Source organism: Vagococcus silagei (assembly GCF_004795745.1).
Classification (GTDB): domain Bacteria; phylum Bacillota; class Bacilli; order Lactobacillales; family Vagococcaceae; genus Vagococcus; species Vagococcus silagei.
This window is the reverse complement of sequence record NZ_SDGV01000004.1, coordinates 21,151-41,066: the sequence shown is the minus strand read 5'-3', so window position 1 is coordinate 41,066 and position 19,916 is coordinate 21,151. Positions and strand designations below refer to the sequence as shown.

The 19,916-nt window shown below is 33.7% G+C and carries 19 protein-coding genes; 14 read left to right on the top strand and 5 right to left on the bottom strand.

Translation table 11 applies throughout. The features are described 5' to 3' along the window. The first annotated feature begins 91 nt into the window (after window positions 1-91). The 10 genes from ESZ54_RS01670 to ESZ54_RS01625 all read left to right on the top strand — a co-directional run bounded on the left by ESZ54_RS01670 (window position 92) and on the right by ESZ54_RS01625 (window position 10,016). On the top strand, window positions 92-700 hold the full coding sequence (locus tag ESZ54_RS01670) for a superoxide dismutase (protein ID WP_136135940.1): 609 nt from the start codon (window positions 92-94) through the stop codon (window positions 698-700). 186 nt (window positions 701-886) lie between these two features. Next, window positions 887-1,183 (top strand): DUF1507 family protein, encoded by a 297-nt coding sequence (locus tag ESZ54_RS01665; RefSeq protein ID WP_136135939.1) that lies wholly within the window; start codon window positions 887-889, stop codon window positions 1,181-1,183. A 1-nt stretch (window position 1,184) separates the two neighbouring features. Further along, window positions 1,185-2,450 (top strand): FtsW/RodA/SpoVE family cell cycle protein, encoded by a 1,266-nt coding sequence (locus tag ESZ54_RS01660; protein WP_136135938.1) that lies wholly within the window; start codon window positions 1,185-1,187, stop codon window positions 2,448-2,450. Window positions 2,451-2,464: 14 nt separating this feature from the next. Further along, window positions 2,465-5,890, top strand: a complete 3,426-nt coding sequence (locus ESZ54_RS01655) for a pyruvate carboxylase (protein ID WP_136135937.1) — start codon at window positions 2,465-2,467, stop codon at window positions 5,888-5,890. Window positions 5,891-5,908: 18 nt separating this feature from the next. Then, window positions 5,909-7,063, top strand: coding sequence for a CAP-associated domain-containing protein (locus ESZ54_RS01650; protein ID WP_136135936.1), 1,155 nt, complete (start codon window positions 5,909-5,911; stop codon window positions 7,061-7,063). Then, a complete protein-coding gene (locus ESZ54_RS01645) occupies window positions 7,060-7,488 on the top strand; it encodes a YlbF/YmcA family competence regulator (RefSeq protein WP_136135935.1) in 429 nt (142 codons plus the stop codon). Before ESZ54_RS01650 ends, ESZ54_RS01645 begins: the two co-directional genes overlap by 4 nt. Further along, window positions 7,478-7,837, top strand: a complete 360-nt coding sequence (locus ESZ54_RS01640) for a YlbG family protein (protein WP_136135934.1) — start codon at window positions 7,478-7,480, stop codon at window positions 7,835-7,837. The genes ESZ54_RS01645 and ESZ54_RS01640 overlap by 11 nt, the downstream gene beginning before the upstream one ends. Window positions 7,838-7,933: 96 nt before the next feature. After that, entirely contained in the window at window positions 7,934-8,503 is a 570-nt protein-coding gene (gene rsmD / locus ESZ54_RS01635; RefSeq protein ID WP_136135933.1) for a 16S rRNA (guanine(966)-N(2))-methyltransferase RsmD, read from the top strand. Beyond that, entirely contained in the window at window positions 8,496-8,981 is a 486-nt protein-coding gene (gene coaD, locus ESZ54_RS01630; RefSeq protein ID WP_136135932.1) for a pantetheine-phosphate adenylyltransferase, read from the top strand. Before rsmD ends, coaD begins: the two co-directional genes overlap by 8 nt. Before the next feature lie 3 nt (window positions 8,982-8,984). Next, the gene (locus tag ESZ54_RS01625; RefSeq protein WP_136135931.1) at window positions 8,985-10,016 is read left to right on the top strand and encodes a SepM family pheromone-processing serine protease; all 1,032 of its coding nucleotides are present in this window, start codon (window positions 8,985-8,987) and stop codon (window positions 10,014-10,016) included. A 193-nt stretch (window positions 10,017-10,209) separates the two neighbouring features. Here the strand turns inward: ESZ54_RS01625 and ESZ54_RS12735 are convergent, their stop codons facing one another. Next, window positions 10,210-10,341: a hypothetical protein gene (locus ESZ54_RS12735; protein WP_275426532.1), complete on the bottom strand. Its 132-nt coding sequence runs from the start codon at window positions 10,339-10,341 to the stop codon at window positions 10,210-10,212. Window positions 10,342-10,468: 127 nt separating this feature from the next. On the opposite strand from ESZ54_RS12735, the gene ESZ54_RS01620 reads away from it, so the two are divergent. The 4 genes from ESZ54_RS01620 (at window position 10,469) to holA (ending at window position 15,035) form a co-directional block, all read left to right on the top strand. Beyond that, the gene (locus tag ESZ54_RS01620) at window positions 10,469-11,173 is read left to right on the top strand and encodes a helix-hairpin-helix domain-containing protein (protein WP_136135930.1); all 705 of its coding nucleotides are present in this window, start codon (window positions 10,469-10,471) and stop codon (window positions 11,171-11,173) included. 33 nt (window positions 11,174-11,206) lie between these two features. Continuing rightward, window positions 11,207-11,695, top strand: coding sequence for a ComE operon protein 2 (locus tag ESZ54_RS01615; protein ID WP_136135929.1), 489 nt, complete (start codon window positions 11,207-11,209; stop codon window positions 11,693-11,695). Between the two features lie 214 nt (window positions 11,696-11,909). Continuing rightward, window positions 11,910-13,994: a DNA internalization-related competence protein ComEC/Rec2 gene (locus tag ESZ54_RS01610; protein ID WP_162615060.1), complete on the top strand. Its 2,085-nt coding sequence runs from the start codon at window positions 11,910-11,912 to the stop codon at window positions 13,992-13,994. Window positions 13,995-14,015: 21 nt separating this feature from the next. Further along, complete coding sequence (gene holA / locus ESZ54_RS01605; protein ID WP_239433722.1) at window positions 14,016-15,035, top strand: DNA polymerase III subunit delta; 1,020 nt, start codon at window positions 14,016-14,018, stop codon at window positions 15,033-15,035. A 52-nt stretch (window positions 15,036-15,087) separates the two neighbouring features. Here the strand turns inward: holA and rpsT are convergent, their stop codons facing one another. The 4 genes from rpsT to ESZ54_RS01585 all read right to left on the bottom strand — a co-directional run bounded on the left by rpsT (window position 15,088) and on the right by ESZ54_RS01585 (window position 19,809). Beyond that, on the bottom strand, window positions 15,088-15,342 hold the full coding sequence (gene rpsT, locus ESZ54_RS01600; protein WP_136135927.1) for a 30S ribosomal protein S20: 255 nt from the start codon (window positions 15,340-15,342) through the stop codon (window positions 15,088-15,090). A gap of 114 nt (window positions 15,343-15,456) precedes the next feature. Further along, the gene (locus ESZ54_RS01595) at window positions 15,457-17,337 is read right to left on the bottom strand and encodes a heavy metal translocating P-type ATPase (RefSeq protein ID WP_136135926.1); all 1,881 of its coding nucleotides are present in this window, start codon (window positions 17,335-17,337) and stop codon (window positions 15,457-15,459) included. Between the two features lie 169 nt (window positions 17,338-17,506). Further along, window positions 17,507-18,349, bottom strand: coding sequence for an undecaprenyl-diphosphate phosphatase (locus ESZ54_RS01590; protein WP_136135925.1), 843 nt, complete (start codon window positions 18,347-18,349; stop codon window positions 17,507-17,509). A gap of 101 nt (window positions 18,350-18,450) precedes the next feature. Further along, entirely contained in the window at window positions 18,451-19,809 is a 1,359-nt protein-coding gene (locus tag ESZ54_RS01585) for a hypothetical protein (protein ID WP_136135924.1), read from the bottom strand. Between the last annotated feature and the right edge of the window lie 107 nt (window positions 19,810-19,916).

Below are 19,916 nucleotides of genomic sequence, written 5' to 3'. Positions count from 1 at the left end.
AGTGTAGCTGAGCCGATTTTTTGTTTTTCTAGATATTAGATGCTATATTAAGAGTGTCAAAACAATTTAACACAATTCGGAGGGAATTTTTATGACATACACATTACCAGAATTACCATACGCATATGATGCTTTAGAACCACATATTGATGAATTAACAATGAAATTACATCATGATAAACATCACAATACTTATGTAACAAATTTAAATGCAGCAATTGAAAAACATCCTGAATTAGGTTCAAAATCTGTAGAAGAATTAGTCGCTGACTTAGGTGCAGTTCCAGAAGACATTCGCATGGCTGTTCAAAACAATGGCGGTGGACATGCTAACCATACATTCTTTTGGAATATTATGGGACCTAATGCTGGTGGTGAACCAACTGGAGCTGTTAAAGGTGCCATTGAAAGTGCATTTGGTAGTTTTGAAGACTTTAAAGCACAATTTAAAGCAGCAGCATTAGGTCGTTTTGGTTCAGGTTGGGCTTGGTTAGTTGTCAATGATGGTAAATTAGAAGTAATGGCAACATTAAATCAAGATTCACCATTATCAGAAGGCAAAACACCAATTTTAGGAATTGATGTTTGGGAACATGCATACTATAAAAAATATAGTAATGTGAGAGCTGATTATATTGACGCATTCTTTAATGTCGTAAATTGGGATGTTGTAAATACTTTATATTCAGAAGCAAACTAATTAGCTAAATTATAAGTGCAGTTGAAAGAAATCCCTTTGTGGTAATTTCTTTCAACTGCTTTTTTGTTTAACAGTTAAAAAGAACGAAATAGTAATTCATCAAGAAGTCTTAAATAGTACTGAAAATCGTTGGAGACTCAAGGGTACTTTGTGCTATAATAAAACACAATGAAGGAGGGCTATGTCGTGTTAGAAATTTCGAGACAAGATGCCTTAGATGTAATTAACGTTGAGGCGGAAAAAATAAAAAATTTAATTAAAAATCAACGCAATTATGAGTGTATCTCGCAATGTAAAGCGTTTGAAGAAGTTGTGGATACGCAAATGTTTGGGTTTTCAAAACAATTAGAATTTGCACAACATATTGGTGTGATCAATCGTAAGGAAAGTCAGACCTTAATTTTAGAATTAGAAACAGAACTAAATCAACTCTATAGTGATGTTTATGATGAACAAAAAGATAAAGTTGAAAGGAATGACTAGGGTGCCAAAAAAGATTAAGAAGAGAGTTTATTTAGATTATGGCATTTTAATTCCATATTTATTTTTATCTGTTTTAGGTATTATCATGGTTTACAGTGCAAGTTCAACGCACTTAGCTTCAAAAGGATTAAATCCTGCAGATTATGCAATCAAGCAAGCTCTATTTTTTATTGTAGGCATCATTGCAATTCTGTTTATTTATAAATTGAAAACAGATGTTTTTAAAAGTTATAAATTAATCAAGTTTTCCGTTGCCATCATGATTTTAATCTTATTGCTCACCAAATTTACGCCATTGGGTGTTCACGGTGGGGGTGCTGATGGCTGGATTAGTATTGCTGGAATCACGATTCAGCCAGTAGAGTTTTTAAAAATTGTCCAAATTTGGTATCTAGCATATGTTTTTTCGTCACGTCAAGATAGTATTCAGACAGATTTAAAAGGTGTCATAAAAATGCCGTTTCTAGTTGTGGGTGGGATGATTTTAAGCGTACTTATCCAACCTGACACTGGAGGTGCGGTCATTTTAATTTTATTAGCTTTTATTATGTTTTTAGCGAGTGGTATTAATTATTACTATACGATTCTTGGAATTGGAATTGGCACTATTGCCTCAATTGGCTTAATTCAATTTATTGCTGTTTTTGGTGAAAAGCTTTTTCCGGCTCGCTTACAATACGTTTATCAACGTTTCAGAACATTCTCAGATCCGTTTGTTGATTCATTAGGTGATGGCCATCAAATGGTCAATTCATACTATGCAATGAAAAATGGTGGCTGGTTTGGTTTGGGAATTGGAAATAGTATTCAGAAAAAAGGCTTTTTAACTGCAGCGCATACAGATTTTATGTTCTCAATCGTGATTGAAGAACTGGGAATTATTTTAGCAATCGGTATTTTAGGCGTTTTAATGTTTATGATTTTAAGAATCTTCTTAGTCGGTATTAAATCAAAAAATTCATTTAACTCAATGCTTTGTATCGGAATTGCGGGATTACTTCTGATTCAAACTTTTGTCAATGTTGGGGGAATTACGGGAATTATTCCACTAACAGGTGTTACTTTTCCATTCTTAAGTCAAGGTGGTTCAAGTTTGATTACTCTTTCAGTTGGTGTGGGTCTAGCATTGAATATCAGTGCGGATGAAAGAAAAATGCGCTACACACAGCAATTAGAAGAAAGTCGTCGTCTTCAAGAAGAAGCGGAAAAACAAAAAGAAAAAGAAGCGCAAGATGATTTGTATGAAGGTTATCGTGACTTAAATTAATAGGAGGTTGTCGAATGAAAAAAGTATTAGTAGCAAATCGTGGTGAAATCGCCATTCGTATATTTAGAGCGTGTTCTGAATTGAACATTAAGACAGTTGGGATATATGCTGCCGAGGACGACCGCTCCGTTCACCGTTTTAAAGCAGATGAAGCGTATCTAGTTGGAAAAGGAAAAAAACCAATAGATGCTTATCTAGATATCGAAGATATTATTAGAATTGCTAAAGAAAGTGGCGTTGATGGCATTCATCCTGGTTATGGTTTTTTATCTGAAAATATTGAGTTCGCAAGACGTTGCGTTGAAGAAGGTTTAATTTTTATTGGACCGTCATTACATCATCTTGATATTTTTGGAGATAAGATCAAAGCCAAAGAAGCTGCAATTTCGGCAGGTGTTCAATCAATTCCAGGGTCAGACGGACCAATTGAAACAGTTGCTGAAGCAATGGCGTTTGCAGATGAATTTGGTTACCCAATTATGATTAAAGCTTCTCTTGGTGGCGGTGGACGTGGTATGCGAATCGCTCATAGTGAAGAAGAAGTTGCAGAAGGCTTCAATCGTGCTAAAAGTGAAGCGAAGGCTGCTTTTGGTAATGACGAAGTTTATGTTGAAAGATATATTCAAAATCCAAAACATATCGAAGTTCAAATCCTAGGGGACGAACATGGCAATGTTGTCCATTTATTTGAAAGAGATTGCTCAGTCCAAAGACGACACCAAAAGGTTGTTGAAGTTGCACCAAGTGTTTCAATTTCTGAAGAATTACGTCAAAAAATTTGTCAACAAGCAGTAAAATTGATGAAACATGTAGGATATGTCAATGCTGGTACAGTTGAATTTCTAGTAGAAAAAGAAAATATCTACTTTATCGAAGTCAATCCACGTGTTCAAGTTGAGCATACGATTACTGAATTGGTTACAGATGTTGATATTGTGACAAGTCAGTTACAAATTGCGATGGGAAAAGACTTACATCGTGAGATAGGGATTCCTGTGCAAGAAAAAATTCGTCTCCACGGATACGCAATCCAATGTCGTATTACAACAGAAGACCCATTAAACGGCTTTTTACCAGATACTGGGAAAATTGATACTTATCGTTCACCAGGTGGCTATGGTATTCGTTTGGATGTCGGTAATGCGTTCTCTGGAGCAGTCGTTACACCTTACTTCGACTCACTACTAGTTAAAGTATGTACACATGCTTTAACTTTCGAACACACGATTCAAAAAATGACACGTGCTTTATGTGAATTTAGAATTCGTGGTGTGAAGACAAACATTCCTTTCTTAGCCAATGTGATTGATCACCCAGCATTCAAAGGTGGAGAAATTTCAACAACATTTATTGACAACACACCGGAACTCTTTATTTTCCCACGTGTTAGGGACCGCGGTAATAAAACAATGAAGTATATTTCTGAAGTGACAATTAATGGGTTCCCAGGTATTGAAAAATCAGAAAAACGTCATTTTAATGAAGCGCGCTTGCCAATAGATTTAGAACCAGCTTCAGTTAAAATTAGTCCTAAACAACTTTTAGATACAAAAGGACCAGAAGCAGTTGTGGAATGGATTAAAAATCAAGATGAAGTGTTAATGACTGATACGACATTTAGAGATGCTCATCAAAGTTTGTTAGCGACACGTGTCAGAACAAGTGATTTAAAACGAATTGCGCAACAAACAGATCAAGCATTACCAGAGCTATTCTCTGCCGAAATGTGGGGCGGTGCAACATTTGATGTTGCCTATCGATTCTTAAATGAAGATCCATGGGTTCGTTTGCGTAAATTGCGTAAATTAATGCCAAATACTTTATTCCAAATGTTATTTAGAGGTTCAAATGCAGTTGGTTACCAAAACTATCCGGATAATGTCTTAAAAGAGTTTATTCATTTAGCAGCTCGTGAAGGAATTGATGTCTTTAGAATTTTTGACAGCTTAAATTGGTTACCTCAAATCGAAAAAAGTATTCAGTATGTTCGTGATGAAGGCAAAATTGCTGAAGCAACTATCTGTTATACTGGAGATGTTTTAGATCCGAGCCGTCCTAAATACAATATGGCTTATTATAAGCAAATGGCAAAAGATTTAGAGAGCATGGGTGCTCATATTATTGCGATTAAAGATATGGCTGGTTTACTACAACCACAAGCAGCATTTCACTTAATCACAGAATTGAAAGCGACAGTTGACACACCAATTCATTTGCATACACACGATACTGCTGGAAATGGTATTATTACATACTCTGCTGCAACAAAAGCAGGTGTCGATATTGTGGACGTGGCAATGAGTGCAATGAGTGGGGCGACAAGTCAACCAAGTATGAGTAGTTTATTCTTTGCCTTGAAAAATGGCGAACGGACACCAACAATTAATATCAATAATGTCCAAGAAATTAATCATTATTGGGAAGATGTCCGTGACTTCTATCAACCATTTGAAAATGGTATCAAAGCAGCACAGACTGAAGTTTACAAACATGAAATGCCAGGTGGCCAATATACAAACTTACAACAACAAGCTAAAGCCGTTGGTTTAGAGTCTTTATGGAGTAAAGTCAAAGAGATGTACGCGACAGTTAATCAAATGTTTGGTGATATTGTTAAAGTAACTCCTTCATCAAAAGTGGTAGGAGATATGGCTTTATTTATGGTTCAAAATGAATTATCAGTTGATGATATTTACGATCATGGTCGCGAATTAAACTATCCAGAATCAGTTATCAGTTTCTTCCAAGGAGATTTGGGTCAACCAACAGGTGGTTTCCCTGAAAAATTAAAAGATATTATCTTGAACGGTAAACCATCAATTGATGTGCGCCCAGGAAGTTTAGCTGCACCAGTTGATTTTGAAAAAGTCAAACAAGAAATGGCTGAATTAACTGGCTATCATCCAAATGATTTAGAAGTAATTAGCTATTTAATGTATCCGCAAGTCTTCTTAGATTATACAAAAAGTTATGAAGCATTTGGTGATGTTGAATTACTGGATACACCAACGTTCTTCCATGGAATGCGTTTAGGCGAAACAATCGAAGTTAGAATTGAAAAAGGTAAAACCCTGATCATTACGCTTGATGAAATTGGTGAACCTGATCTAGAAGGAAACCGTGTTTTATTCTTTAATTTAAATGGTCAACGCCGGGAAGTGAATGTCAAAGACCAAAATATTAAATCGCAAGTCATTATTAAACCAAAAGCAGAACCAACGAATCCTTTACATATTGGTGCCACAATGCCAGGTTCGATTCTTGATGTACTGGTTAAAGTTGGTGATGTGGTTGAAGAAGGCGATGTTTTATTAATAACAGAAGCAATGAAAATGGAAACAACCATTCATGCAACTCGTCGTGGTAAAGTGAAACAAGTCTTAGTTCAAAAAGAAGATCCAATTTTAACGAATGATTTATTAATCGAATTGGAAGATTAGTTTAAGGGAAGTGAGTAGATGATGAAAAATTTGGGCAAACGAGTAGCTGCATTTTTATTATGTCTAATTGTGGTGACAATCGGCATCTACTCTAAACCTGTTCTATCTTCTCGAAATAAGCCGGTTCGAGATATTGATTATTCAATCAATGATTTACGTGTTAAACCTACTTCAATTCCTTATCATGAGCTTAATTCAACTGGATTATCACGTTTAATTGGGATGACAGAAAAAGAAGTATTAGCTAAGTTTCCTGAAGCGAAGAAAAAATGGACGTCAACTTTGGGCGTACAATGGTATGTTGTAGGAACAGACTTAAAAAATGCCTTTGAATTTGGTATTAAGGATCATGTTGTTTCTGATGTTTTTGCTATTGGAACGGATATTGACACTGAACCATTCAAAATTGGCATGACATTAGCTGATATTTCTGAGATTACAACCGTCTTTTCAAATTTTACAGTTGAATATGGTGATCAAAGTTACCAACTTGAATTAACTGAAGAAGATATGAATTACCGGCCAATTGTTGCATTTAACAATAATAGTTTTGCCAATCTGCATATTAATCAGGAAACAGGTGAATTAATTGCGGTTCGCTATTTAGATAAGCGGTCATTACTAGAGATGTTTGCCAATCAAGTTATGAATTCATCGTTAATAAATGATGAACTCGAACTAATTGGCAATTGGGATTTGGTTGATCGCGATAATTTAGAGCATTTTAAATATCTAATGCGCTTATTAAGTCAACGTGATAAACATCATTCTTTTTATGAAGTATCAGCAATGTCGCACCAAGCAGATGTAAGCTTAGATTCATTTGTAACCGATCCAAGTAAAGTCTTAAAAGGATCGCGTTTAGAAGCTTGGAAAAATATTGAAAAACAAGAAGATGCGATTGAATCTTTTTCTTTTAATCCAGATGAAACTAAAAAAATTACTGAACTCGGAAATCTAGATAAAAAAAGCTCAGTCTATTTTTACTATCCAATCTTTGATGTGCCAAGTTTGATTGTGAGTTTTTACGGCAATCGATTCTATCATGAGCAGTTGGTAAGTGAACATAGTCAAAAAATGGGTGTTTCATTCAATAAAACGAAACTCTTAGTCGTACTAAGTCCAGAAGAAAAAAATAAAGCAACAACAGAAAGTAGTGAAATCAACGAATGATATATGATGAACAATTGTTTGAATTAGAAGATGCCGTATTGAACGTTGTCGATAGTTTAGAAAAATCACAGTTGACACAAGATTATTTAAAGCATTACACTAGTCTTGAAGAGAATCATGATGTTGATAAACTAGTGATTGCACTAGAACGTGCAAATGATAAATTTGAACAAGTTTCTAAATATGGAAAATTTGCCCCTGATTTTAAAGAAAAAAGACGTGAATTAAGAAAAATTAAACGTCAAGTGGACACACATCCACTTATTTCTGAATTTAAAATTTCTGAGACAGAACTACAAAATGTTCTAGACTATATTGCGTTAGATTTATCTCAAAGTATTTCGAAAGAGATAAAAGTTGATGCCGGCAATCCATTTTTTGAATTTGCAAGTAGAGGATGCGGAGGTAGTTGTCATGTTAAGTGAAAGTGAAAATCAAGAAATCATTGAATTATCTGAAACGAAACGACGCGCAATTATTGTTTGGGTCTATAGCTTAAAACAATTAAAGCAGTTACGTAAGTTTGGTTATATTCATTATGTGTCACGTAAAATGAAGTACATTGTAATCTATGTCGATGATGTTGATGCTGAAATGACAAAAGAAAAATTAGAGAAATTATTTTTCGTGCGTCAAGTTGAATTATCATATCGTCCTGATATAAATATGAATTTTAACAATCGTTTGGGCAATAAAGATAAGTTTGCTGAAAATGAACCGATTGAATTTGAAGAACAAAATACAGAAATTAAGTTAGCAGAATTTAATGATTAATAAAAGTCATCTTTCTCAGGTGTTTTTTGTGAGAGAGATGCTTTTTTTTTAGGATTTTTGCTATAATAAAGCTATTGAATTTTAAGGAGTGAGAGCATGCGAGTCATAGCAGGTGAATTTAAGGGCAGAAAACTAAACTCCCTGAAAGGTGATAATACCCGACCGACGAGTGATAAAATTAAAGGGTCGATCTTTAATATGATAGGTCCATACTTTGAAGATGAAGTGATATTAGATTTATATAGTGGTAGTGCGAATTTAGCCATTGAAGCAATTTCAAGAGGTTGTCAACATGCTTACTGTTTTGACAATCATTTTAAGGCAATCGAAGTTATCAATGAAAATATCAAATTAACCAAGGCACCTAAGAAGTTTACTGTCAAAAAAATGGATGCTCGTAAAGGGTTAGTTTTTCTTGAGTCAAAAAAAGTCAAATTAGACATGGTCTTTTTAGATCCTCCTTATGCGAAGCAAATAATTGTTGATGACATTGAGTGGGTGATTGCCCATGACTTAATAAATGATCGTGCGACGATTATTTGTGAGACTGATGCAGATGTGGAACTCCCAGATGTGATAGCTGGAGTAGAAAAGGTAAAAACGCAAGAATACGGTACAACTAAAGTAACGATTTATCGTTTGTGGGAGGTTGATTTAAATGACTAAACGACAGGCCATTTTTCCAGGAAGTTTTGATCCCTTTACTAATGGACATTTTAATACTGTAGAACGTGCCAGTTTGATGTTTGATCATGTTTATATTGTTGTTTCAACGAACACGAGTAAGAAAGAATTATTTAGTGTTTCAGAGAAAGTAGACTTAATCGAAACAGCAATAAAAAAGCTTGATAATGTAACGGTTGTTGCCGAAGTGAATCAATTAACCGTGACAGTTGCCCAAAAATATCATGCTAATTTTCTAGTTCGCGGTATTCGCAACAATCAAGATTTTGAATATGAGAAAAGTATTTCTTTTATGAATCGAAATCTAGCTCCTGACATTGATACTGTTTTCCTACTAGCAGATGAAAAATATAGTAGTATTAGCTCAACTATGATTAAAGAAGTTGCAAAATTTGGAGGGAAAATAACCGATTTTGTTCCTGAAAATGTCGAGCAAGCATTAAGAAGAAAGTTGGGCTAGGATATGAATCAAAGTAATAAAGATAAGTATCGAAAACGGAGTCTGATTTTGATCGTTATCTTACTATTAGGTTTAATGATTCCACTACCATACTTTGTAGAAGTTCCAGGAACAGCGGAGCAAACACGCAATATTGTGACGATTGACGGTAAACGAGATGATTTTGAAGGCGAATATTTAATGACTACAGTGGCATTGGAACCGGGTTTTCTTTTAAACTTGATTCGCTCGGTTGGTGACCCTAATGCATCAATCTATTCAAAAAAAGAATTAATTGGTGGAACTTCAATTCAGAATTATGATGAACAGCAGGCAATGTCGATGCAAAATTCACAGCAGTCTGCTTTAGAACTCGTTTTGACGAAAGCTAAATATCCTTTTGAAAAGATATCAAAAGGGGTTAAAATTATGGCGATAAGTCCTGATTCAGCATTTTATGAAGAACTTGAAGTAGGTGACTTGATTGTTGCCGCAAATGGTAAAAAAGTGACAGATGGTGAAGATTTAAAAAAAGTACTTGAACAAGTTAAACCTAAAGAGTCTGTAAAAATTGAGTTCGAGCGTAATCATGAATCTTTAAAAGCAAGTGGTAAATTAGTAAAATTAGAAGGAATGAAAAAACCTGGTATAGGTATTTCATTAATGAACGATGTCACGTTTAAGACGGAAAAACAAATAAACTTCAATCTAGAAGACGTCGGTGGAGCTTCAGGCGGGCTGATGTTTAGTTTAGAATTGTATGGGATGCTTGCTGATATTGATTTAACTAATGGACAGGTGATAGCTGGAACCGGCACGATTGATGCTGAGGGTAATATCGGACAAATTGGCGGGATTGATAAAAAAGTTGTCGCTGCTGAAGACGCTGGTGCAACATTATTTTTAGCACCAGAGTTGTCTGATAAAGATAAGGAAAAACAACAATCAAATTATGAAGAAGCACTTGAGAGTGTCGCGAAAAATCATTTGCGCATTAAAGTAATTCCTGTGAAGACTTTTGATGAAGCGATTGAGGCACTTAAAAAGAATAAATAAAAATAAGCCTAAAATAAGGGCGCATGGAGTTCAAAACTCTGTGCGCCCTTATTTTTTTAAGGGGATAAAAATATATAAATGGAAAAGATGATAAGACTGATTGCAAGGATGAGCATGATAAATGCTGTAACTTGACCATTTATTGTATCTTGCTCAGTTGGTTGTTGAGGTTTTCTAACCATTGTTGCAAGGGCTAAATTTTTTTTATCCCAATATCATAGACAAGGTAAAAGAAAAGTAAGCTTAAAAAAGCCATACGTAATGCATTAGATATCGGAATAAAAATGATAATAATCATACTGAAAACTAGAACGACTTTCTTCATAAAAAACCATCTTTACTAGCTTAATCATTATATTAATTGTACGAAAAACATTAAGTTTTGTAAAATAATCCACTTTTTAAAATTAAATTTACTCACTTACATATCTAGAATTAAAGGGGGTCTTGAGATGAAGAAAAAGAAACAAAAAAGGAAAACAGTATTGGAACAATTAGTAATAGAAGTAAAAAAGCATTATCGAAAAATAGGTCTTGGTTTGTTGATATTGATTTTGGTTATTTGTGGGGTCATCTTAAAATTTAAAGAGATAACCGTTGAAAGTGAGCCTACACTCAGCTTCACATCATCAAGTATCACACAGCAGCAACAATCTGAGACCAAAATGACACTTGAGCAAGCAACAAAGGAATTAGAAGGCGGTTATGTTGATCTTAAAGGTGCAATTAATCATCCTGGTATGTATCCATTTAAAGATGATATGCGAGTTTTTGATGTTATTGAATTAGGTGGTGGTGTGACTAAAGAGGCAGATTTGACAAGACTTAATTATGCACAAAAATTAAAGGATCAAATGATTGTTTATGTTTATAAGAAAGGTGAAGAGACATTACCAAAAGAAAAATTGAATCACTCTCCTACAGAAAGTAACTTTTCAGAAGATTCAAGTGAAGACAAGGGAGATAAAAAAGTAAGTTTAAATACTGCGAATTTAGAAGAGTTACAAACTGTTAATGGAATTGGAAAGAAAAAAGCAGAGGCCATCATTGAGTTTCGTGAAGCAAATGGATCATTTAAAGTCATTGACGATTTAAAAAAAGTGAAAGGAATTGGCGATAAAACCTTTGAAAGTTTGAAACAATCGATTAAACTGTAAGACAGATAGAAATATAGAAAGTTGGTAAAATGGATGAGTTTTAAAAGAATACCTTGGGATCAATATTTTATGGGGCAAAGTGTGCTACTATCTCTTAGGAGTACATGTACTAGACTAGCTGTAGGGGCTACAATAGTTCGTGATAAACGAATTATTGCAGGCGGATATAATGGGTCAGTGAGTGGTGATGTTCATTGTATCGATGAGGGTTGTTTTGTCGTTGATGGCCATTGCGTACGCACGATTCATGCGGAAATGAATGCTATCTTGCAATGTGCTAAGTTTGGTGTGAAAACAGACCAAGCTGAAATTTATGTCACACATTTTCCTTGCTTACAGTGTACGAAAATGATTCTTCAAGCTGGAATAAAAAAGATTTATTATCTTAAAGATTATCATAATGATGAATATGCGATTCGCTTGATACAACAAGCGGGAGCGACAGTTGAACAAGTAAAACTTTCAAAAGAATATTTTGCCGAATTTCCATTCGGGAATGATGAATTATTCATGGCTGACTAAATTAAAAGGCTTTTATTTTTTTCCAATTATAGGTTTTGAAATTGGCGTTTTGTTGTGTTTTGGTGTTAATTATTATCTTGTTTTTGGGGTGCTACTCCTTTTTATTAGATTAGTATTTGGCAAAAAAAAATTTTTGACCTATCTTTCTTTTAGTGCAATTTTTATAGGTTTTGTTTTTTGTATTCTTTTTACCTATTTCGATAAAAAAATTGAAATGCATGCAGAAATTATAAACGTTGACGTGCAGATGGATTCTATCAAAATAAGTGGTGATTATCTTAGCTTTATTGGAAAAGAGTTATCAACCAGACAAAAAGTTAAGTGTTCGTATTACCTCAAAACAGAAGAGGAAAAACAATATTTTGAGAAGTGTCAAAATCAAATTGTCTTAAGGTGCAAATTTGAAGCACAAACAATTGAAGAAACTCGAAATTTGCATGGCTTTAATCAACAACGTTTTTTTGCAAGCCATGGAATTAAAAATAAACTGAAAATTATTCATATTGATGCCATTAGTGATCGAGAAATAAACATGTTAACCCATCCGGTAAAGAGTTTACAACTATTGAGGCGAAAAGGGATACTATGTTGTGAAAAAATTAAGGCACCGTTAACACGTTACTACACTAATATTTTTTTATTTGGATATAAATCGGAAGAGGCTGGTTTAGAAATTAAACAATGGGCGCACTTAGGCTTGATCCATATTTTTAGTTTATCAGGTATGCATTTGTACTTTTTTCTAAAAGTATTTCGCTATTGTGTTTTAAGAGTCGGTATTACGCATGAGACAGAGAAAATTTTAGAATACTTTTGTTTGCTGTTCTTTGTGGTCATGTCAGGTTTTGCGATTGGCATTGTACGAGCTAGTCTACTTACAGGTGTGAAACAAGTGAACCGAAAAAAGAATTTAAGATTAAGCCAAAGTGATTGTTGGTCACTTACTTTAGGTTTACACACATTAATAAATCCAAGAGTGTTGCTGACTGTTGGAGGACAATTTTCATATTACTTATCATTTATCATTGTGATGGTATGTTTTAACCAATCCAGACATGAAAAGAGATGGCGTAAAAATTTTCAACTCAATGTGATTTTGTCATTTTTATCTCTCCCTTTGATTTGGTACTATTTTTATGAATGGCATTTATTATCAATGGTGGGTTCTTTTATACTATTACCAATTTTTTTAACAGGCGTGCTTCCAGCTGTGACGGCTCATTTTTTTATCTTTGTCACAACAGGTTTAGATGTATCGCTAATTTTAGAATTTTTCTTGCAACCAATTCAAACTTTAGGTTTAATTGCTACAAAAATTCCTTTTCTTCATTTTGTTGTTGGAAAACCACCTGATTTACTTATGTTGGTGATGATTAGCCTTCAATGGTGGATTCTCTATCGCATTATTGTTGGAGGTACTCAGAAAAGTCTTGTATTATTTGCAGTAATTGTATTTTTTAGTTTAAGTGGATTTAAGTATTATAATCCTTTGGGTATTGTGACATCAGTTGATGTGGGGCAAGCAGATGCAATGTTAATCGTAGAACCATTCCACCATCGCGTCTATGTGATTGATGTGGGTGGGAGACGAGAGTTTGAGAAGGATGACTGGCGTCAACCAAAGATAAAATTTGAAGATGCAGATAAGGCGTTGATTCCATTATTAAAGAGTCAGGGCGTCTCAAAAATTGATAACTTGTTTATTACGCATGCTCATGAAGATCATTGTGGAAATTTACAACAAATAGGGCAAGCTTTTACAATTAAGGAACTTGTCACAACTGAAGGAACTTTATGTGCTCAAAGTTTTAAAGCGTACTTAAAGGGGTTTGAGCATTGCCAAAAAACTTGGAGAAAAGGTGCTCAAATTAAAAGTTGTTTTGGGACAATGCAATGTCTTTATCCTATGAAAAAAGGTGACGGAGGGAATGACGATTCTTTAGTATTAAAGTATTCTTTTGGCTCACAATCATTATTGTTAATGGGAGATTTAGAAGTAACTGGCGAGCAAAACCTATTACAACACACATCTCCGGAAGTTTTAAAATGTGATATACTTAAAAGTGGCCATCACGGGAGTAAGACATCATCAACTGCTGACTTTATTGAAGTGGTAAGTCCAGATTATGCTTGGATATCTTGTGGTTTACAAAATCGATATGGACATCCTAGTCTAGAAACCATAAATACTTACCTAGACTATCAGATTCAAACATATCGAACAGACAGCCAAGGAATGATCTATTTAAAATGGTTGGGCTTTGGGGAAATTAAATTTAAGATTCAAACAATAAAATAAATGAGTAGAACGAGGTAGTTTATGTCAATGTCAATTGAAAAAGAACTTAATAAAATAAAAAAAGGTGAGATTTCAGACGTTTATGTTCTAAAAGGAGATCAAGATTTTTTAATTAAAAAATTGTTGGCAGCGTTAAAGGAATCACTGTTTGAAACAGAAGACGAGGAATTTAATTACATACGCTTTGATATGAATGATACATCAATCAGTACGGCTATTGAGGAAGCACAATCAGTTCCCTTTTTTGGTGATCATAAATTAGTTGTGATTGATCATCCCTATTTTTTTACAGCAGAAAAGAAGAAAACGGAATTTGAGCAAAATTTAGATGAACTGACAGCTTATTTAACAGCGCCAACAGAACAGACGACATTAGTTTTTATTCATTCGTATGAAAAATTCGATGAGCGTAAGAAGATTGTTAAGTTACTTAAAAAGAATTCGACTATTATTGATGTCAGCCCGCTCTCAGAAAAAGCGACAGAAAACTATCTAGCTCAATTAATTGCTGACGAAGGGTATGGAATTGAAGGCTCTGCTTTTAAAGAGTTATTATTTTTGTGTGATTATGATATTTCTAAGTTAATGAACGAGGTGCAAAAATTATTTCTTTATTCTGCCGAGACAAAGCAAATCTCACTAGATGAAGTTATTACACTCGTTCCGAAATCACTGGAACATAATATTTTTGATATGATTAAATATATTATGACGGGCCAGAAAGAATTCGCTTTGAGGCTGTATCAAGATTTGTTAAAGCAAGGTGAGGATACGATTAAGATTAATGCGATTCTGATTAGTCAATTTCGTTTGTTTTTACAAGTGAAGATGCTACAAAGCATTCAATATCAGCAAAGTAATATGGTTGATGTATTAAAAATACATCCTTATCGTATAAAATTAGCTTATCAAGAAGTGCGAAATATCCCTTTAAGTAAAATAGGCGCCTCTTTTGATCAATTAATTGAAAATGATTACTTAATCAAGACAGGTCAAATGGATAAGGATTTATTATTTGAATTCTTTGTCTTAAAAGTGTAAATAAAAAAACTTGATGAATCGTGTTTAATTAAAACACCTCATCAAGTTTTTATTATTTAGCTAATTTTTTTGCTAAACGAGATTTTTCACGGTTAGCTTTGTTTTGATGAATTAATCCTTTAGCAGAAACTACATCGATTTCTCTTGTAGCTGCGACTAATAGTTCTTGAGCGTTGTCAGCGTTAGCTTCAACTGCTTGTTCGAATTTTTTCATCGCTGTACGCATTTTGCTTAATTTAGCTGAGTTAGCTTCGTTAGCTTTTTCGTTAGTGCGAACACGTTTGATTGCTGATTCAATATTTGGCATTTGTTTCTCACCTCCGACATAGACTTTATATTTGATTTCTCAAACATAATTCAACATTCTTATTATACAGAATGGGGCTTGAGTTTGCAATGAAAAAGTGAAAACTTCATTTAATTATTTAGTTATTTTTACAGGTCTTAAAAGGCGTAGCCCGTTTAAAATGACTAGAATTGTACTGCCTTCATGACCAACAACGCCAAGGGGTAAGCTGATAACTTGCAAGAAATTGCTGGCAATTAAAATTAGAATAACGGACATTGAAAAAATAATGTTTTGGGCAACTATTTTTTTGAATTTTTTAGCTAATTGATGCGAATATGCTAAATGGGCCAAATTACTTTTCATTAAAACGATATCTGCAACATCGATGGCAACGTCTGTTCCTTGTCCCATAGCTATCCCAATAGTTGCATTTGCAAGAGCGGGCGCGTCATTAATGCCATCGCCGACCATAATATTGGTTCCCACGTTTTTACGTTGTTCCATAATAAATTCAGTTTTTTGTGCCGGTAAACATTCTGCATTTACTTGATCGATTTGTAGTGTATTGGCTACAGCCATCGCTGTTTTTTTGTTATCACCAGTTAACATGACAGTTTGAATGTGATTATCTTTAAAGTATTGAATTGTTTCGGCAGCTTCGGTTTTAGGAATATCAAGTAACCCTAGAAAAGCTTTGACTTGATCATCTTTAGAAATAAAGATAACTGTTTTGCCTTCTTCTTGAAGTTGATTTACTTGTTCTTTATGTGTTTTATCTGTTAAATTTTTACCGGCATAAGCTTCTTTGCCGACTTTCCAAAGATGACCATCAAGTGTTGTCTGCATTCCAGCACCTGCTAATTCTTCAACTTGAATGGTGTTTAGCAAATCGTTTTGATCTAGATTATTAAAATGAGATGTAATTGCAGTTGCCAAAGGATGTTGACTAACTGTTTCAATTGCAACTAAAACTTTTGTTACTAATTCTTCATCATCAGATAGAAAATATGTATTCGTAACTATGGGTTTTCCATTTGTTAATGTACCAGTCTTATCAAAAGAGATCGCTTTTAGGTCACTTAACGCTTCAAGGTGAATGCCACCTTTGAAGAGAATTCCATGTTTGGCCCCATTTGAAATTGCAGCTAATGTGGCTGGTGTTGCAGATGCAACCAGTGCACAAGGTGATGCAACAACAAGAAGAACCATACCACGATAAAAACTTTGATCAAAACTCCATCCGAAGAAGAAGTAAGGTACAAAAATCGCAAGAGGGACAATTGCTAAAATGACTTTTACATATATATTTTCGAAATTGTTTAAAAATGTAGCTGTTTTTGATGGTGTGTTTTGTGCTTCATTGACAAGGCGAATGATTTTACTGAAAAGTGTGTTTTCGCTTGTTTCGGTAACTTCCATCTTAAAAGCGTGATTTAGATTGATTGTTCCGCCAATTAGGTGTGCACCGCTTTCTTTCTCAATTGGAATAGATTCCCCGGTGATATTTGCTTCATCGATAGTTGCAAATGAATCAAGTAAGAGTCCATCGATTGGGATATTTCCACCTTTTGGTACTAATAAATGATCACCAATTTCAAGTTCTGACACGCTTACTTCTGAAGTAGAACTGTCAGAATTAATTCTTAAGGCTGTTTCAGGTTGAATGTTTATTAGCGCTTCGATTTCTTTTTTACTGTGATTTGTCGTCATGTCCTCAAGTGCACCGCTTAATGCGAAAATAAAAGTTAACATAATACCTTCAAAATAATATTGAATACTTGCAGCGCCAATCGCAGCTAGAGCCATCAGTAAATCGACATTTAAATGTTTTTCACGATATGTGCTGATAATGCCTTCTTTGGTTTGAATAAAGCCACCGATAATCATTCCTGCAATATAGACGATTGGATAGAGTGGTTGATTTGTTTTCTCAAGGATAAATCCAGTTATTAATAAAAGCCCACAAATTAGTGTTGTAATAGTACTTGCTTGTAATTTTTTTAATGTTTTCATTTTGTATCCCTCCACTAACTGAAGTATAACACAAAAAAGCCTAAATTAGAGTGATTATAATCTAAATAGGAATGATAATCATTATCGATTATTTAAGAGTAAAAAAAAAGCTTAAAATCAACGTTAGTTAGATTTTTAGCTTTTAAAGTTGAATGATTATAATTCTCAATTAGAAGAATATTGTTGATAACCAATAGACAATTAAAATCGCACCTAAAATGATACGATACCAACCAAACACTTTGAAATCATGTTTTTTAATGTAATTCATTAAGAATTTGATTACGATAATTGAGACAACAAAGGCAACGAGACAACCAACGCTTAGCATGATAATTTCAGTTGAACCAAAAGTGTTGCCTGCTCTTAAAAATTTAAAAATTTTAAGGGCACTGGCACCAAACATAACCGGAATACCAAGGAAAAACGTAAATTCAGCAGCAACATATCGAGAAGCGCCGAATAGAATAGCACCAATAATTGTCGCACCAGAACGAGATGTACCCGGTACGAGTGCTAGGACTTGGAACATCCCAATAATAAAGGCTAATTTAAAAGTTAAATCTTGCAATGAATTCACTGCAGGCTCATGATTCTTGTTATAGTTTTCAATCACGATGAATGCAATCCCGTAGACAATTAGCATAATTGCTACAGGTAAGAACTTGTGGAAATGTAGCTCAAGATAATCGTCTAAAAGTGGTCCTAAGATGACCGCTGGGATACAAGCGACTACGACTTTGAACCAAAGGAACCAAGTATCTTTTCTTTCAATTTTCGTTTTTGATTTAAAAGCAAATGGATTCAATTTTTGGAAGTAGAGTACGACAACTGCCATAATTGCACCAAGTTGAATTACAACATTAAACATTGTTTTAAAATCAGCGGATGCATTTAATTTAATAAACTCATCAATTAAGATGAGATGACCAGTACTACTGATCGGCAACCATTCTGTAATTCCTTCAACAACCCCAAGAAAAATTACTTTTAATATATTGACAAAATCCATAATAACAACCTTTCTTAAATAAATATACTAGATGATAGTATACCTGATTTTTCTTTTGATTTGAATAAAATAGTGAAAACTAAAAAAAATTTTAGAAAGTATTAAAATTTATTTTTTTGTTTAGTATAAAAATGCTTAATGACAGGGAAAAAACCTATAAAAAATAGTAGCATAAGACATTTGGTTATTTTGAATGGCAAGATTGTATTTAAATCAATTCTTTGCATACTATAATCAGTAAATATTTGTGAGACAGTGACGGTTTTTGATAAATAGGTTACGAGAAATAGCACTGCCATCATTAGCACTTGATGGATAATCGAACCGATATTGTTTAATCTAAACTTTGCCATAATCCGGCTATCAACGGGTAGTCCTTTTAATTGATAGGCAAATTTTGTAAGATCTTGATTCATAAAAATTGCAAAAAGGCTTGTAATAAAGACGCCTAGATAAAATGTCAGATTAAAAACTAAACAGACATAGCCAATGCTTAATCCAATCAACAATAGGACATCATTTTCAAGTGGTATTTTTTGTTTTAGTATTTTGATGATCATTGGTCCGATTAATACAGCTATTAAATAAATAATATAGACTAAATAAAAGGCATTTTTACCTTTGTAAAGTAACATAAAGAATGTACAAAAAACAAAGATAAAATTAGTTAACATACCTTTATAAATAATTAAAATTGTTGAACAACGGTCAAATTTACGGTCAGGTTTAACTCGTGTCAAATACAAAAGGTAGAAAAAAGAAATAATACTAAAGAGCAGTAACATCGGTAAAAGAAATTCACCAAAACCAAGTTTTTTTGCACTTTTAATAATAAATATCGTGAAAAAACCTAAACTGAATAATAAAATAGATTCGTAAACTGAGTAGCTTGGATAAGGGGTTTCATCTTGGAGCACATACGTATCATAAATTTGTATGACAAAATAGAGTAAAGCTAGATTTATTCCAAGCAAGACGAAGGTTCCTGTCAATGAAATGCTAGCAATTTTAAAAAAAGTATATAGTAGAACGCTAGCATAAATGATTGTAATAATCATGTTGGGTGAGGGCACCGGATGATCTGTTTGAAATTTTTGATGGAGAGAGACAGTTGTAAATGCTGGTGTCATCAAACCGCTACTAATTCCTAATAGAATGCCAGTCATCAGTTGTAAAATAAAATTGTTTTCAGATAAAAAACCTGTCACTGAGCCAGCAATTCCGACCCAAATTGAAAATAGTAAAATCTGATAGGAATTAATCTTTCGAATTCTAACGATAAAAAGGATTGTGGTCTTAAAACAATAAAAGAGGACCAGTGGGAGGATGAAGGGTGCCACTCGTTTATCTTGGATAAACAATTGAGAAAGGATAAAAATTGGAAAAAGATTCATTCCATTAGTCATGACGAATGGAATAAATGTTAATTTTTTTCTTAAATTACTTGTAGAAACATGCATAAAATTCACCTCTTAAATCTAATAGAACCAGTATAACACCCTTTTTTTTATTTTGGAAAGGCAAGTTGTTTTGATTTTTACAAGAGTTTAGTATACTAGTAAAAGAA

What these genes read in the sequence shown, in the direction of transcription:
- ESZ54_RS01670 (WP_136135940.1), top strand. Translation starts at nt 92, where the DNA reads ATGACATACACATTACCAGAATTACCATACGCATATGATGCTTTAGAA.
- ESZ54_RS01655 (WP_136135937.1), top strand. Translation starts at nt 2,465, where the DNA reads ATGAAAAAAGTATTAGTAGCAAATCGTGGTGAAATCGCCATTCGTATA.
- ESZ54_RS01650 (WP_136135936.1), top strand. Translation starts at nt 5,909, where the DNA reads ATGATGAAAAATTTGGGCAAACGAGTAGCTGCATTTTTATTATGTCTA.
- ESZ54_RS01645 (WP_136135935.1), top strand. Translation starts at nt 7,060, where the DNA reads ATGATATATGATGAACAATTGTTTGAATTAGAAGATGCCGTATTGAAC.
- ESZ54_RS01640 (WP_136135934.1), top strand. Translation starts at nt 7,478, where the DNA reads ATGTTAAGTGAAAGTGAAAATCAAGAAATCATTGAATTATCTGAAACG.
- rsmD (WP_136135933.1), top strand. Translation starts at nt 7,934, where the DNA reads ATGCGAGTCATAGCAGGTGAATTTAAGGGCAGAAAACTAAACTCCCTG.
- coaD (WP_136135932.1), top strand. Translation starts at nt 8,496, where the DNA reads ATGACTAAACGACAGGCCATTTTTCCAGGAAGTTTTGATCCCTTTACT.
- ESZ54_RS01625 (WP_136135931.1), top strand. Translation starts at nt 8,985, where the DNA reads ATGAATCAAAGTAATAAAGATAAGTATCGAAAACGGAGTCTGATTTTG.
- ESZ54_RS12735 (WP_275426532.1), bottom strand. Translation starts at nt 10,341, where the DNA reads ATGAAGAAAGTCGTTCTAGTTTTCAGTATGATTATTATCATTTTTATT.
- ESZ54_RS01620 (WP_136135930.1), top strand. Translation starts at nt 10,469, where the DNA reads ATGAAGAAAAAGAAACAAAAAAGGAAAACAGTATTGGAACAATTAGTA.
- ESZ54_RS01615 (WP_136135929.1), top strand. Translation starts at nt 11,207, where the DNA reads ATGAGTTTTAAAAGAATACCTTGGGATCAATATTTTATGGGGCAAAGT.
- ESZ54_RS01610 (WP_162615060.1), top strand. Translation starts at nt 11,910, where the DNA reads ATGCATGCAGAAATTATAAACGTTGACGTGCAGATGGATTCTATCAAA.
- holA (WP_239433722.1), top strand. Translation starts at nt 14,016, where the DNA reads ATGTCAATGTCAATTGAAAAAGAACTTAATAAAATAAAAAAAGGTGAG.
- rpsT (WP_136135927.1), bottom strand. Translation starts at nt 15,342, where the DNA reads ATGCCAAATATTGAATCAGCAATCAAACGTGTTCGCACTAACGAAAAA.
- ESZ54_RS01595 (WP_136135926.1), bottom strand. Translation starts at nt 17,337, where the DNA reads ATGAAAACATTAAAAAAATTACAAGCAAGTACTATTACAACACTAATT.
- ESZ54_RS01590 (WP_136135925.1), bottom strand. Translation starts at nt 18,349, where the DNA reads ATGGATTTTGTCAATATATTAAAAGTAATTTTTCTTGGGGTTGTTGAA.
- ESZ54_RS01585 (WP_136135924.1), bottom strand. Translation starts at nt 19,809, where the DNA reads ATGCATGTTTCTACAAGTAATTTAAGAAAAAAATTAACATTTATTCCA.